The organism is Thalassobium sp. R2A62 (assembly GCF_000161835.1).
In the GTDB taxonomy this organism is placed as follows: Bacteria; Pseudomonadota; Alphaproteobacteria; order Rhodobacterales; family Rhodobacteraceae; genus Thalassobium.
On the sequence record NZ_GG697169.2, the window covers coordinates 2050428 to 2063439 of the forward strand.

Here is a 13012-nt window from a genome sequence, read left to right on the forward strand (position 1 = left end):
CTTTAGGAGGGAACATGCGGTTACTAGCTTCAGCGATGCTTTATCTCGGGCTGAGCGTGGGTGCAAACGCGGATACGTCTGCGATTGACGATCTACGCGCAGGTGACATGCGCAAACTCGCAGTTCACGCCGAACCACTGCGTGGGTCTGATGTGGTTTTCGTAGATGCAGACGATGTCGAATTCACCTTGGCCGAGCATGAAGGCAAATACATCGTTCTGAATTTCTGGGCGACGTGGTGCGCGCCGTGCCGTCACGAAATGCCAATGCTGTCCCAGCTTCAGGCCGAGCTAGGAGGTGACGGTTTTGAAGTCGTCACAGTTGCAACAGGCCGCAACCCTGTTCCTGCGATGAAGGGTTTCTTTAAAGAGATTGGCGTCGACAATCTACCGCTCTACCGCGATCCTCGCCAAAAGCTGGCACGCGACATGGGTGTGCTGGGTCTGCCAGTGACGATAATCCTCGATCCCGAGGGGAAAGAGGTCGCGCGCCTGCAAGGTGATGCCGATTGGAGCAGCGACGACGCCAAGCTAATCCTGAACGCGTTTATCGAGAGTGGCTCCTAGCCAATTTTGCGACTTCGGCATGGCGCGGGCAATCGGTCGTGTGGTTGTTGAAAAACCCAGTGGCCTCCATGAACGCATAGACGATCTTGGGGCCACAAAATTTGAAACCACGTTTCTTTAGATCTTTGGAAATAGTTGTACTGAGATCGTCAAAGGTCGGGATATCAGCATGCGTCGCATAGCTGTTTTGAACCGGTTTGAAATCGACCCATCACCATAGATAAGTATCAAAACCCTGCTCTTGCTCGATGACCTGCCAAACGCGGGCATTGCTTATTGTTGCTTCGATTTTACCACGGTGCCGGATGATACCAGCGGTCGCCAAGAGCGTCTGAACTTCGGGCTCGCCCCATGTCGCAATGATATTGGGATCAAATCCTGCAAAGGCTTGCTGAAAGGCTTCGCGCTTTTTCAGAATGGTGATCCAGCTCAGGCCAGCCTGAAACCCATCGAGAATCAGCTTCTCCCACAGAGCGCGGCTATCGAACACAGGCACACCCCATTCGGTGTCATGATATTTTTGATAGATTTTTTCGGTGCCAACCCACGCACAACTGTTGCCCATTATCGTTTTCCTTCAATGCCTTGGCTGATCCTGAACGAGTTTGGACAAAAGTGAACAAAATTGGAACTTTAAGACTCTCTTAGGGGGTCGTGCGCCAGTGTCTGGCGGCAATCCAAGTGCAGGAAGCCCATGAGCAACGACACGTCCTTTGACAGCTCCGTCGCAGGAGACCCGCTAAGCTTTGCTGTTCAAGCGCGCGATGAAAACGTCATCGCAATGGTGGCGCGCGCTGTGGATCGGGGCGAGACAATGCTGGCCTATCAACCCGTTGTCCGCACCGACAAACCCGGTCAGGTCGCGTTTTACGAAGGGTTGACCCGGGTCTTGGATGGAACTGGCCGCGTGATACCAGCCAAGCAATTTATCGAAACCATCGAAGAAACAGAACTGGGCCGGAAAATCGATTGTCTGGCGTTGAATCATGGGCTTGATGCGCTCGAGGCTGATCCGGGGTTACGACTGTCGATCAACATGTCTGCCCGATCAATTGGGTTCCGGTCTTGGCAGGACATTCTGGACCGCCGATTGCGTCGCAATGAAACACTGGGCGAGCGCCTGATCCTCGAAATTACAGAGAGCTCAGCGATTCTCATGCCCGAGATTGTGAGCAATTTCATGACCGATCTCCAAGATCACGGGGTCGCCTTTGCGTTGGATGACTTTGGCGCTGGCTACACGTCTTTTCGGTATTTGCGGGATTTCTATTTCGACATTCTCAAGATCGACAGACAGTTCATCGAAGGCATTCACCGCGACGTAGATAATCAAATCCTGACCCAAGCGTTGGTTGGGATTGGTCAACATTTCGAGATGTTTACGGTCGCCGAGGGGGTCGAAGATGCAGCCGATGCCGCATTCCTCGCCAAGACTGGTATCGACTGTATTCAGGGCTATTATTTTGGTGCACCTCAGATTGCGCCGCACCCTCATGGCTACATAGCCAGACCCAAACGCGCATAGCGGCAATGCAGCAAAATCTGTGCTGCACTGCAGCTTATCATTTGCTCTTTGGCACTAAAAAACCTACAAGGCAGGCAACGTCCGTCGGCCTATGGGGTGTGCCGTGACTTTGCCACTCCCTAGAATTTCGCGTGATTTCGCGTCGGTGGATTCATGAAGTATAGGGAGATCCACATGACCAACGTTGTTATCGCTTCTGCTGCACGGACTGCTGTCGGCAGCTTTGGCGGCTCATTCGCAAATACGCCCGCACATGATCTGGGCGCCGCCGTTTTGGCCGAAGTTGTGGCCCGCGCCGGCATCGACGCCGCCGAAGTCAGTGAAACAATTCTTGGCCAAGTTTTGACCGCAGCCCAAGGTCAGAACCCTGCCCGTCAGGCACATATCAACGGCGGCCTGCCCAAAGAGAGCGCCGCGTGGAGCATCAACCAAGTATGTGGTTCCGGCCTGCGCGCTGTCGCCTTGGGCGCACAACACATCATGTTGGGTGACGCCTCGGTTGTTGCCGCTGGTGGCCAAGAGAACATGACACTGTCTCCTCATGCCGCGCACTTGCGTGCTGGCCATAAGATGGGTGATCTCAAGTACATTGACACGATGATCCGCGACGGTTTGTGGGATGCTTTCAACGGTTATCACATGGGCCAAACGGCCGAGAACGTGGCCGAGCAATGGCAGATCTCGCGCGATATGCAGGACGAATTCGCCGTTGCATCGCAGAACAAAGCCGAAGCCGCACAAAAGGCAGGTAAGTTCGCTGACGAGATCGTGCCGTTCGCAGTCAAGACCCGCAAAGGTGACATCATCGTCGACAGCGACGAGTACATCCGGCACGGCGCAAACATCGAAGCGATGGCAAAAATGCGCCCTGCCTTTGCAAAAGACGGCAGTGTCACCGCCGCAAACGCATCCGGTTTGAACGACGGTGCGGCCGCAACACTTCTGATGTCCGCCGACGATGCAGAAAAGCGCGGCATCCAGCCTTTGGCTCGGATCGCGTCTTATGCCACCGCCGGTTTGGACCCGTCGATCATGGGTGTCGGCCCGATCTTCGCCTCTCGCAAGGCACTCGAGAAAGCTGGCTGGAAAGCAGAAGATCTGGACCTCGTCGAGGCCAACGAAGCCTTTGCGGCTCAGGCCTGTGCGGTCAACAAAGACATGGGTTGGGATCCGGAAATCGTGAACGTCAACGGCGGGGCGATTGCCATTGGACACCCGATCGGCGCCTCTGGCTGCCGCGTTTTGAACACGCTGCTGTTTGAGATGCAGCGACGCGACGCGAAAAAAGGCCTTGCTACATTGTGCATCGGTGGTGGCATGGGCGTTGCCATGTGCGTCGAACGCCCTTAATTGGCATCATCATGAAATTTGGCTGCGCAATACTCTTACGCAGCATTTTTCTTTTTCGTAATAAAATTACAACGTCAAATTCCTAAAAGGAGAATCTAAATGTCCCGAGTTGCTCTCGTCACCGGTGGTTCACGCGGTATTGGTGCTGCTATTGCCAAGGCTCTTGCTGCAGACGACTGCCAAGTCGCTGCGACCTATGCTGGAAATGATGAAAAGGCCGCTGCGTTCACTGCAGAGACTGGCATCAAGACTTACAAATGGGATGTGGCCGACTACGACGCCTGTGCTGCAGGTATCGCACAGATCGAGGCCGACCTCGGACCTGTCGACATTCTCGTGAACAACGCGGGCATCACCCGCGACGCGCCGTTTCACAAGATGACGCCACAGCAATGGCACGAATGCATCGACACAAACCTGAACGGCGTATTCAACATGACGCACAATGTGTGGGGCGGCATGCGCGAGCGCAAGTTCGGTCGGGTTGTCACCATCAGCTCGATCAACGGGCAAAAGGGGCAGTTTGCACAAGCGAACTATGCTGCAACCAAAGCCGGCGACATCGGGTTTACCAAGGCATTGGCCCAAGAAGGCGCGCGCGCTGGCATCACCGTAAACGTCGTCGCTCCGGGCTATATCAACACCGAAATGATGAGCACGATCCCAGAAAAGGTCATGAACGATGTGATCCTGCCGCAGATCCCAGTGGGTCGTTTGGGCGAGCCAGAAGAAATCGCACGCTGTGTCGCGTTCCTTGCATCGGACGATGGCGGGTTTGTGACCGGCTCGACGATCTCCGCCAACGGCGGTCAATACATGTCCTAAGCGGATCGCAGCTTAGAACAACAAAAGGCCGGCCCCGAGGGACCGGCCTTTTTCGTATCACTGAGGGCTTGCAACGATCAGTGGGACGATTTGCGACGAAAGATCCACGCAATGACGTCGTTCAAGGCTTGGCCCCGTTCGGCGTGTGCTGTACGAATGGCGTCTCGTGTGCGCGCATTTGGCGTTGTCTCAATCATGATGCGTCTCCATCTGGGATACTGTGTTCTATTGACATCAATATGACTGTGGGCGGAGTACCTTACAAACGAGACTTTTCAAGCTCTGAGTTAAGATATACTTGTGTGAAGGATGAATGAACGCTTACCTCCACTGACCGCCCTGCGCGCATTTGAAGCCGCGGCGAGACATATGTCGTTCCAAGATGCTGCGGCAGAATTGAATGTGACGCCTGCGGCGTTGAGCTTTCAAATCAAGTCGCTCGAAGAACACTTGGGCCAGCCAGTTTTCCACCGACTGAACCGCGCCATCGCGCTGACCGAGGCGGGGCGGGTTCTGCAGCCAGGGACATCTGATGGCTTTAACGCGTTGGGGGCGGCATGGCGCGCAGCACGGCGCATGACAGACGAAACGACACTCACAGTCACGGCGGGACCCGCTTTCACGTCAAAATGGCTCGCGCCACGGCTCTATGATTTTGCACAGGCGCATCCTGAAATAGAATTGCGGTTTGCAGCCAGCCTTCGGATCGTTGACCTAGAGCGAGACGAGGTAGACGTCGCGATCCGGTTTGGATTGGGCCACGATGGCGATGTCTATTCTGTGCCTCTGATCCGCGAATGGCTGACGCCAATGATGACGCCTGAAATGGCGGCGCAGTACAAAGAACCGCATGATTTGGCCAACGCCCCGCTCATCCATGACGATTCAATCGCGTTCTTCAAAGTTCCAACTGATTGGGCCGCATGGTCGCGCGCCAGCGGCGTCGAAATGGACACGACGCACGGGGTGCGGTTTTCGCAAGCGGATCACGCGCTAGATGCCGCAATCACAGGCGTTGGGGTGGTGTTGGGGCGCGTATCACTGGCCACCCGCGCGCTCGAAACTGGGCGATTGGTGGCCCCTTTCCGGCTGGGTCTCGTGACCGACGCACAATTTCGGTTCATTTGCCAAAGAGGGGCTGAGACGAGGCCACAAATTGCGGCCTTCCGCGATTGGGTCGCGACAGAAATCGAGGCATCAAAAGTGTTTGAGGAAGGGCGTGATTTTGTCTGGCCAGACGACACGCCACCGCCGCCTGCTTAGACACTGGCGGCTGACGCCAGTGTCTGTTGGTTTTTTCGATCAGGCGCTCAGGCGCGAGATTTCCTGCTTGAGATGCAGCTTTTGCTTCTTCATTGCTGCGATTTCCAGATGGTCGGTTGCGGGGCTACGTTCTGCCATTTCAACCTGATCCGAGAGACGTTGGTGCTTCTTCTTGAGCTCAGTCAGGTGGGAATTAAGGCTCATAATCGTACTCCTCTCAATGTTGCTGGTCTTTTCAGTGCACCACAGATTTCGCGACCTGTCACGCCGCAGAGCAGCAATCCACAGACTTGAGCAGCCTCTCGCAATTGTATTGCCATTGGTTAATCCCAAATGCTCAACCCTGCGCCATCTCGTAGAACCGCTGAGATATCGGGGACATAGCTGTCGTTGTCGCGTTCATGACCGCCCCCAACATGTAGGATTTTGGGAGCATGCAGCCGGAATTTCCCACGCCCATTTTTTTTCGCACGCACGAGGACCAAGTGGCTATCTCTGGCCCCGCGAGGGGCCAACGGGACCACCTGAACACTGCCCAACAGCCCTTGGAGAGGGGCCAAAATATCTGCCAGACGATCTGATTTTTGGATCATCGTGAGGTAGCCCTTGGGTGCTAGGCGCTTGGCCGCGATACGCACCCAATCTGCTAGATCGGTGTCCCCACCGAGCGCAATGTCGCGCCCCGTATCAGTCGCAGAGCTTCCTGTCGCACGATCAAAATATGGTGGGTTGGCGATGACGTGATCGAACTGTTGTTGTCGCAGATCCATAGGAAGCGCGCGCAGGTCCGCGTTGATGACCGTCAGGGACAGATCGTTGGCTTTGGCATTGCGTGCGGCAAGCGCGGCATAGGCCGGTTGCAGTTCCACCCCCGTCAGGGACAGCCCCTCGACCCTGCGAGCGAGGCACAGCGATGCAGCCCCAGCCCCACAGCCTAATTCCAGAACACGGTCGCCGCTTTTGGCTTCGGTAGCAGCAGCAAGGAGTACAGGATCGACCCCTGCGCGGTAGCCATGGCGCGGCTGATAGAGATACAACAGCCCTCCCTGGAACGCATCACGCGTCAGGTCGGTATCTGCAAACTCCGCCGTCACTGAACCAAGTCAATATCATTGTCGCGCATCACTGCCTTGGCGACAAACAAATCACGATCAGCAACCATGATCCGACGCGGCAAAATGCCCAAGCTTCCATCAAGGATGCTCATGTTTACGTCCAATTCGAACACGGCTATACCTTCGCCGTCCAAGAGAGCGGTGGCAAAGGCGACGACTGTCGGGTCGTTGGTACGCAGAAGCTCTTTCATCCATATAGACTTAAGGGCGCGGCTGCGCTTTTGTCGAGCCAACATAACGGAAATTCTATGAGCCTTGATCAAGCGGCGAGCAAACCTCACGAACGGCTGAACGCAGCCTTGACGACTGATCTAGAGGCCGTAAACGAGGTGATTGCAGCACGCATGGCGTCCGAACATGCACCTCGCATCCCCGAGGTGACAGCCCATTTGGTCGGTGCAGGTGGCAAACGGTTGCGGCCCATGTTGACCTTGGCTGCTGCACAGCTTTGTGGCTATGACGGTGACAATCACATCAAGCTGGCCGCAACAGTCGAATTCATTCACACAGCGACGTTGCTGCATGACGACGTCGTCGACGAGAGCGCACAGCGACGCGGCCGTCCGACAGCCAATTTGCTGTGGGACAACCAGTCTAGCGTTCTGGTGGGCGACTATCTATTTGCCCGTTCTTTCCAGTTGATGGTCAAAACAGGGTCGTTGCGGGTGCTCGACATTCTCGCCAACGCAGCAGCCACCATTGCCGAGGGCGAAGTTCTGCAAATGACAGCCGCGCAGGATTTGGGCACGACAGAAGACACCTATTTGAAAATTGTCCGCGGCAAGACCGCAGCGCTGTTTTCGGCGGCCACCCAAGTCGGTGGCGTTATTTCTGACGCGGACGAGACGATCGTCAAAGCGCTCTATGACTATGGCGATGCCCTAGGAATTGCGTTCCAGATTGTTGACGACCTGCTGGACTATGGTGGGTCTGACGCGACCGGCAAAAATATCGGTGACGATTTCCGCGAGCGCAAGCTAACCCTGCCAGTAATCAAAGCCGTCGCAGCAGCCGACACCGAAGAACGCGCATTCTGGGAGCGTGTGATTGAAAAGGGCAAACAGGACGAGGGCGATCTAGAACATGCGCTGACCCTCTTGGCCAAACACGGCTCGATGCAAGCGGCGCGCGTGGATGCGCTTGAATGGATCGAAGTCGCAAAGTCAGCGATGGCAAATCTGCCCCAAGCGCCGCTGCGCGAGATGCTAATTGATCTCGCTGACTATGTGGTCGCCCGCGTCAAGTAATCGCGGCTCGTTCAACGCCCCTTGTGACCCCAACACAGTATTGCGCACCCACCAGTCGGGATGCGCCTGAGCGATCGCCTCAGCTCCCGCCATAGCGTCTGAGGTGTTAGAATAGACACCAAAGCAGGTCGCGCCAGATCCGGACATGCGGGCCAGCAGGGGCGCTGTGTCGCGTATTGCGGCCAACGTCGCCCCCACGGCCGGTGTCACCGCCTGCGCGGCCGGCTCCAGGTCATTGCGACACTCGGCCAAGAAATCGACCGTATCGCCGAGCGTGTCCAGCTGCGGCAGATCATCAGGCATCGGCGTGTTCTCTTTGGTCGCGAGCCCTTGAAAGACTGGACCCGTTGGCACCGCAACACGTGGGTTGACCAGAACAGCCGGAAGCCCGGGGAACGCCTCGAATGGGGTCACAATCTCGCCGATACCTTGGACACGTGAGGCTGTCGACAGAACGCACATCGGAATGTCTGCCCCCATCTCTAACAAGATCGCCATGTTGTCCGGTGCGGCCAGCAGCGCAGGGTTGGCGTCTGGATTCAGAGAAAGCCCCATCGCGATAGCGCGGAACGTGGCCGCCGCATCGGCAGACCCACCACCAATCCCCGCCGCGGCGGGCAGTTCTTTGAACAGTGTTTGGGCAAAGCCACCATCAGACCAGAACTGTGCCGCGACTTGCAGACACAGGTTGCGTTGATCATCTGGTACGCCTGCCGCCTCAGGGCCCGCCACGCTCAGCGTTCGGCCTGCGTCAGTGTCGACAGTCAATAGATCGCCCACATCGGCAAAGGCCACAAGGCTATCCAGCAGGTGATAACCATCGCCGCGTTGGCCCGTCACATGCAGTGACAAGTTCACTTTGGCCGGAGCAAAAAAGGCGCATTTCATCTGGGATTAGCTGTCGTCATTGGCGACCTGAATCGCTGGCGCACCCTCGCGCAAGAGCACCTCGTCGAGACCCAGCTCAAGTTTGAGCCGGATGCGTTCGGCATCGTCCTCGGTTGGGTCAAAAGACAACGCACGAGACCATTGGAACCGCGCTTCGGTCTCACGACCAACGGCCCAATATGCATCGCCAAGATGGTCATTCACCACGGGATCTACGGGTTCAAGTTCCGAGGCACGCTCGAGATGAGTGACCGCCTGTTCAAACTCACCACGGCGGTACAGAACCCAGCCTAGGCTATCAATGATAAAGCCCGTGTCAGGACGCTCGGCCGCGGCTCGTTCGATCAGAGTGAGCGCTTCGTCGATCTTTTCCTGCCGCTCGACCAGCGAGTACCCCAGATAATTCAGAACTTCGGGTTGGCTTGGATTCAATGCCAATGACTGGCGCAGATCAGCCTCAGCCTCAGACCAATTCCCCAGACGTTCGAATGTTACGGCGCGGTGGAAATAGAGCCTCCAATGGAATGGCATCGTTTTTGTAAACAGCGACAGCGCCGTTGAGTATGACGCATTGGCCGCATCGTAATCACCATCTCTGCGCAACCCATCTGCCAGCGCTTGGTGCACCTGAGGGAGATCCCCATGGGTTTCCGCCAACTGGGTCAGAACTTCGATTGCGGCGTCAGAACGCCCTGCCCGACGCAACGCAGCAGAGCGGCCCAATTCAGCAGCGTGATACGCGGGATCCGACCTGGGAACGCTGTCATAGGCTTGGGTCGCGAGGTCGAATTGGCCTAGCTCTTCTAGCAAGCGGGCTGACAGTAATAACGCTTCGATATGATCACTCCGCAGATGTTCGGCTATGCGGGTGTAAATCAGAGTAAAGTCCGGCTCCATCTCGCCATCAAGCGCACCCGCGACTGAAAAGAAAACCTCGGCAATACCGTCCGTCGGACTGGTCACAAAGCTGAAACCAAGCGGCGCACCTGCGCGCAACTCTTCGGCGATGGGTGCAATATCGGCCCCAAACGAATTGCCAAACACCGCAGTCATCAATCGCAGCGCATCGTCATTGCGGTCAAGCTGGCTGAGAACTTGGGTATGCGCGAGGGTTGCACGACGGGTGCGTTGACCTGATTGCGCCTCGACAAAAACAGCGTCGGCGTCCTCAAAATCACCAACTGACGCCAGCGCCAATGCCTTGTGATAGAGACCAAACGCACGCAGGCCAGGAGACGCTGTCACGTCATCAAAGTCATCCAGAGCGCGAGCCATCTGCCCTTGGCCAACGTGGCTCCACGCTTGGAGCAATCCATCAACGAGCGGTCCGATTTCACGACCCGCTTCGATGCTATTGAGAATGCCAGTGTAGTCCTCGGCCTTGGCCAGACCAGCTGTCAAAACCATATCAGCAAGCTGGCTCTTGAGCCCCGCTTGCTCCATCGCTTTGGCAACGATCACGGCTTGGTCGACTTGGGCCGCACCGATTTGCGACGCGATCGCGCTTTCCATCAGGTTTGGATTTCCGGGGTCCGCCAACATCGCATCAAGGTAGAATTGGCTGGCGGCGGTATAGTCACTACTCAAACCCGCCTGACGCGCGGCAAGGTATGCCCCAGCAGCTTCTTGGGCGATCATAGGTGCCGGTGCAATCGTTACAGCCAGCGCGGCCAAACCTGCGCGGATCAATTTCATCGTTACGTCCCTTTCCCCCGAATGCCGCAGCAAATGGACAAACAGGCTAGGAGGGATCGATCCGATTCACAATCGAATGAACGGTCTTTTCAGGGCAAATGAGCGAGAAATCGCGGCGATGCGACGCCCTGTCGCTACCCCGAAGGGCCAACAGGATGCCAAAACATCACATATTTGGGTAGTTCGGTCCGTCACCACCTTGGGGGACAGTCCAATTGATGTTTTGCGACGGATCTTTGATGTCGCATGTTTTACAGTGCACACAGTTCTGAAAGTTGATCACAAAACGGGTGTCTTTGCCGTCTTCTTCGACGAATTCGTAGACGCCTGCGGGGCAATACCGCGCTGACGGACCTGCAAATTTTGGCAAGTTCACACCAACAGGCACACTGTCATCCTTGAGCTTGAGGTGCGCCGGTTGGCTTTCCTCGTGGTTGGTCATCGCAAAGCTAACGTTGGTCAACCGGTCAAAGCTGAGTTTGCCGTCTGGTTTAGGATAGTCGATCTCTTTGTGATCTTTGGCCAGACCCGTTGCGGCCGCGTCCGATTTGCCGTGCTTGAGCGTACCCAACAGCGACAAACCAAAGAGATTGTTGGTCCACATATCCATGCCGCCAAGACCAAGCGAGGCGAGCAGGCCATAACGTGACCACAGCGGTTTGACGTTGCGCACGCGCTTGAGGTCTTTCCCAATTGGGCCCTCTTTCAGCTCGGCGTGATAATCGTCGAGCGTGTCACCCGAGCGACCAGCGGCAATTGCTTTGATCGCGGCCTCGGCAGCGGCGATGCCGGACAGCATTGCGTTATGGTTACCTTTGATCCGCGGCACGTTTACGAGGCCTGCGGAACATCCCAGCAGCGCCCCGCCGGGGAACGCGGTTTGCGGGATCGACTGATAGCCACCCTCAGAAATTGCGCGCGCACCGTATGCGACTCGTTTGCCACCCTTCAGCAGCTCAGCGACCATCGGGTGATGCTTGAAGCGTTGGAATTCCATGTAAGGGAACAGGTGCGGGTTTTGATAGTTCAGGTGAACCACAAAGCCGACGTACACTTGGTTGTTTTCAAGGTGATAGATAAACGAACCACCACCTGCGTTTTTGCCAAGAGGCCAACCCATCGTGTGAGTGACGGTGCCCTCTTTGTGCTTGGCTGGATCAATTTCCCAGATCTCTTTCATCCCGAGACCGAACTTGGCCACGTCTGAATCAGCATCCAGGTTGTATTTTTCGATCACCTGTTTGGACAGCGAACCGCGCACACCTTCGGACAAAAATACGTATTTGCCGTGCAACTCCATGCCCGGCTCATAGCCATCAGACGGGGTGCCATCAGCGTTCAGGCCAAATTCGCCAGCGACGACGCCTTTGATTTCGCCGTTGTCACCAAACACCAGTTCGGAACAGGCCATGCCCGGGAAAATCTCAATGCCTAGCTCTTCGGCTTGTTCGGCCATCCAGCGGCAAACGTTGCCCATCGACACGATATAGTTGCCGTGATTGTTCATCAGGGGCGGCATCGCGAAATTCGGGATACGGATTTGGCCGGCTTCGCCCAGCATATAGAAGTTGTCGGTCTTGACCTCAGTCTTGATCGGCGCGCCTTTCGACTTCCAATCAGGGATTAGGGCATCAATGCCCGAGGTGTCCAAGACAGCGCCGGACAGGATATGCGCGCCAACCTCTGAACCCTTTTCAAGGACGACAACATTGATGTCAGCATCCAGTTGTTTCAGCTTAATCGCGGCAGACAGGCCTGCAGGACCTGCGCCCACAATAACCACGTCATATTCCATGCTTTCGCGTTCAATCTCGGCCATCGGTCTGTTCCCTTATGACTGCATGCTAATCCCGCACGCAATGATGTTGCGCGAAGGGTTAGCGTAGCCAGAGGTACAGGGTCAATCAGGACGGGACGTTAAATCGCCTATCCGCGACCCTGTGGCCCAAAAAGAGCGGTTCTGAGCCACCGTTGGCCTACGATTCTATTGGCTTTCAATGTCACCCTTGGGTTAAGAGAAATCTATTGATACGATTTCCAAACAGTTAGACCCAAGGGCCGTGAGATGGATAAAATACCTCTGACCAAGGCAGGCTATGACGCCTTGAACGCTGAATTGAAGCATTTGAAAAGCGTGGAACGCCCCGCGATCATCCGTGCAATTGCAGAAGCACGTGAGCACGGCGATTTGTCCGAGAACGCGGAATATCATTCAGCCAAAGAAAAGCAGAGCTTTATCGAGGGACGCGTCAAAGAGTTGGAAGGCGTGATTTCGCTGGCTGACGTGATCGACACATCCAAGATGAGCGGCACTGCAAAATTTGGCGCAATGGTCAAACTGGTCGACGAAGATACGGACGAAGAAAAATCCTATCAGATTGTGGGCGAGCACGAAGCAGACATTGAGAATGGCAAATTGAACATGAAATCGCCCCTCGCACGTGCCCTGATCGGCAAAGACGAAGGTGACAGCGTCGAAGTACGCACGCCGGGCGGCGGCAAGTCCTATGAGATTCTAGAAATCAACTACAGCTGACA

At 55.9% G+C, this 13012-nt stretch carries 13 protein-coding genes and 1 pseudogene; 7 read left to right on the plus strand and 7 right to left on the minus strand.

All coding sequences use genetic code 11. The annotated features are described in order from the left end of the window. Positions 1 to 14: 14 nt before the first annotated feature. Positions 15 to 566 carry a TlpA disulfide reductase family protein gene (locus TR2A62_RS10160; RefSeq protein ID WP_009158773.1) on the plus strand — a complete coding sequence of 184 codons (552 nt, stop codon included), beginning with the start codon at positions 15 to 17 and terminating at the stop codon, positions 564 to 566. Here the strand turns inward: TR2A62_RS10160 and TR2A62_RS10165 are convergent. Continuing rightward, a pseudogene (locus tag TR2A62_RS10165) lies at positions 547 to 1131 on the minus strand (DNA-3-methyladenine glycosylase I). The gene TR2A62_RS10160 and the pseudogene TR2A62_RS10165 sit on opposite strands and share 20 nt — an antisense overlap. A 129-nt stretch (positions 1132 to 1260) precedes the next feature. Between TR2A62_RS10165 and TR2A62_RS10170 the strand changes: the two are divergent. From TR2A62_RS10170 to TR2A62_RS10185, 4 genes are all read left to right on the plus strand, one after another. Further along, on the plus strand, positions 1261 to 2091 hold the full coding sequence (locus TR2A62_RS10170; protein WP_009157357.1) for an EAL domain-containing protein: 831 nt from the start codon (positions 1261 to 1263) through the stop codon (positions 2089 to 2091). A 174-nt stretch (positions 2092 to 2265) separates the two neighbouring features. Then, positions 2266 to 3441 (plus strand): acetyl-CoA C-acetyltransferase, encoded by a 1176-nt coding sequence (locus TR2A62_RS10175; RefSeq protein ID WP_009157956.1) that lies wholly within the window; start codon positions 2266 to 2268, stop codon positions 3439 to 3441. Between the two features lie 99 nt (positions 3442 to 3540). Further along, positions 3541 to 4266, plus strand: a complete 726-nt coding sequence (gene phbB / locus TR2A62_RS10180) for an acetoacetyl-CoA reductase (protein WP_009159441.1) — start codon at positions 3541 to 3543, stop codon at positions 4264 to 4266. A 309-nt stretch (positions 4267 to 4575) separates the two neighbouring features. Then, positions 4576 to 5529, plus strand: a complete 954-nt coding sequence (locus TR2A62_RS10185) for a transcriptional regulator GcvA (protein WP_009158244.1) — start codon at positions 4576 to 4578, stop codon at positions 5527 to 5529. A 39-nt stretch (positions 5530 to 5568) separates the two neighbouring features. Here TR2A62_RS10185 and TR2A62_RS18160 read toward each other — a convergent pair whose 3' ends face one another. The 3 genes from TR2A62_RS18160 to TR2A62_RS10195 all read right to left on the minus strand — a co-directional run bounded on the left by TR2A62_RS18160 (position 5569) and on the right by TR2A62_RS10195 (position 6835). Next, on the minus strand, positions 5569 to 5733 hold the full coding sequence (locus TR2A62_RS18160; protein WP_009159570.1) for a YdcH family protein: 165 nt from the start codon (positions 5731 to 5733) through the stop codon (positions 5569 to 5571). 119 nt (positions 5734 to 5852) lie between these two features. Next, the gene (locus TR2A62_RS10190; protein ID WP_009160790.1) at positions 5853 to 6623 is read right to left on the minus strand and encodes a tRNA1(Val) (adenine(37)-N6)-methyltransferase; all 771 of its coding nucleotides are present in this window, start codon (positions 6621 to 6623) and stop codon (positions 5853 to 5855) included. After that, on the minus strand, positions 6620 to 6835 hold the full coding sequence (locus TR2A62_RS10195) for a DUF2007 domain-containing protein (protein ID WP_009157461.1): 216 nt from the start codon (positions 6833 to 6835) through the stop codon (positions 6620 to 6622). The genes TR2A62_RS10190 and TR2A62_RS10195 overlap by 4 nt, the downstream gene beginning before the upstream one ends. Before the next feature lie 57 nt (positions 6836 to 6892). Here TR2A62_RS10195 and TR2A62_RS10200 point away from each other — a divergent pair, with 57 nt between their 5' ends. Continuing rightward, a complete protein-coding gene (locus TR2A62_RS10200) occupies positions 6893 to 7891 on the plus strand; it encodes a polyprenyl synthetase family protein (protein ID WP_009160745.1) in 999 nt (332 codons plus the stop codon). Here the strand turns inward: TR2A62_RS10200 and TR2A62_RS10205 are convergent. The 3 genes from TR2A62_RS10205 to TR2A62_RS10215 all read right to left on the minus strand — a co-directional run bounded on the left by TR2A62_RS10205 (position 7850) and on the right by TR2A62_RS10215 (position 12293). Then, a complete protein-coding gene (locus TR2A62_RS10205) occupies positions 7850 to 8779 on the minus strand; it encodes a 4-(cytidine 5'-diphospho)-2-C-methyl-D-erythritol kinase (protein WP_009158184.1) in 930 nt (309 codons plus the stop codon). The genes TR2A62_RS10200 and TR2A62_RS10205 overlap by 42 nt on opposite strands. A 6-nt stretch (positions 8780 to 8785) precedes the next feature. Then, positions 8786 to 10474, minus strand: coding sequence for a tetratricopeptide repeat protein (locus tag TR2A62_RS10210; protein WP_009160792.1), 1689 nt, complete (start codon positions 10472 to 10474; stop codon positions 8786 to 8788). A 166-nt stretch (positions 10475 to 10640) separates the two neighbouring features. After that, positions 10641 to 12293: an electron transfer flavoprotein-ubiquinone oxidoreductase gene (locus TR2A62_RS10215; protein ID WP_009158698.1), complete on the minus strand. Its 1653-nt coding sequence runs from the start codon at positions 12291 to 12293 to the stop codon at positions 10641 to 10643. A gap of 246 nt (positions 12294 to 12539) precedes the next feature. Here TR2A62_RS10215 and greA point away from each other — a divergent pair, with 246 nt between their 5' ends. Continuing rightward, positions 12540 to 13010, plus strand: coding sequence for a transcription elongation factor GreA (gene greA, locus TR2A62_RS10220; protein ID WP_009157657.1), 471 nt, complete (start codon positions 12540 to 12542; stop codon positions 13008 to 13010). Positions 13011 to 13012 lie beyond the last annotated feature (2 nt).

What these genes read in the sequence shown, in the direction of transcription:
- TR2A62_RS10215 (WP_009158698.1), bottom strand. Translation starts at nt 12,293, where the DNA reads ATGGCCGAGATTGAACGCGAAAGCATGGAATATGACGTGGTTATTGTG.
- TR2A62_RS10160 (WP_009158773.1), top strand. Translation starts at nt 15, where the DNA reads ATGCGGTTACTAGCTTCAGCGATGCTTTATCTCGGGCTGAGCGTGGGT.
- TR2A62_RS10195 (WP_009157461.1), bottom strand. Translation starts at nt 6,835, where the DNA reads ATGAAAGAGCTTCTGCGTACCAACGACCCGACAGTCGTCGCCTTTGCC.
- TR2A62_RS18160 (WP_009159570.1), bottom strand. Translation starts at nt 5,733, where the DNA reads ATGAGCCTTAATTCCCACCTGACTGAGCTCAAGAAGAAGCACCAACGT.
- TR2A62_RS10210 (WP_009160792.1), bottom strand. Translation starts at nt 10,474, where the DNA reads ATGAAATTGATCCGCGCAGGTTTGGCCGCGCTGGCTGTAACGATTGCA.
- TR2A62_RS10185 (WP_009158244.1), top strand. Translation starts at nt 4,576, where the DNA reads ATGAATGAACGCTTACCTCCACTGACCGCCCTGCGCGCATTTGAAGCC.
- TR2A62_RS10200 (WP_009160745.1), top strand. Translation starts at nt 6,893, where the DNA reads ATGAGCCTTGATCAAGCGGCGAGCAAACCTCACGAACGGCTGAACGCA.
- greA (WP_009157657.1), top strand. Translation starts at nt 12,540, where the DNA reads ATGGATAAAATACCTCTGACCAAGGCAGGCTATGACGCCTTGAACGCT.
- TR2A62_RS10170 (WP_009157357.1), top strand. Translation starts at nt 1,261, where the DNA reads ATGAGCAACGACACGTCCTTTGACAGCTCCGTCGCAGGAGACCCGCTA.
- phbB (WP_009159441.1), top strand. Translation starts at nt 3,541, where the DNA reads ATGTCCCGAGTTGCTCTCGTCACCGGTGGTTCACGCGGTATTGGTGCT.
- TR2A62_RS10175 (WP_009157956.1), top strand. Translation starts at nt 2,266, where the DNA reads ATGACCAACGTTGTTATCGCTTCTGCTGCACGGACTGCTGTCGGCAGC.
- TR2A62_RS10205 (WP_009158184.1), bottom strand. Translation starts at nt 8,779, where the DNA reads ATGAAATGCGCCTTTTTTGCTCCGGCCAAAGTGAACTTGTCACTGCAT.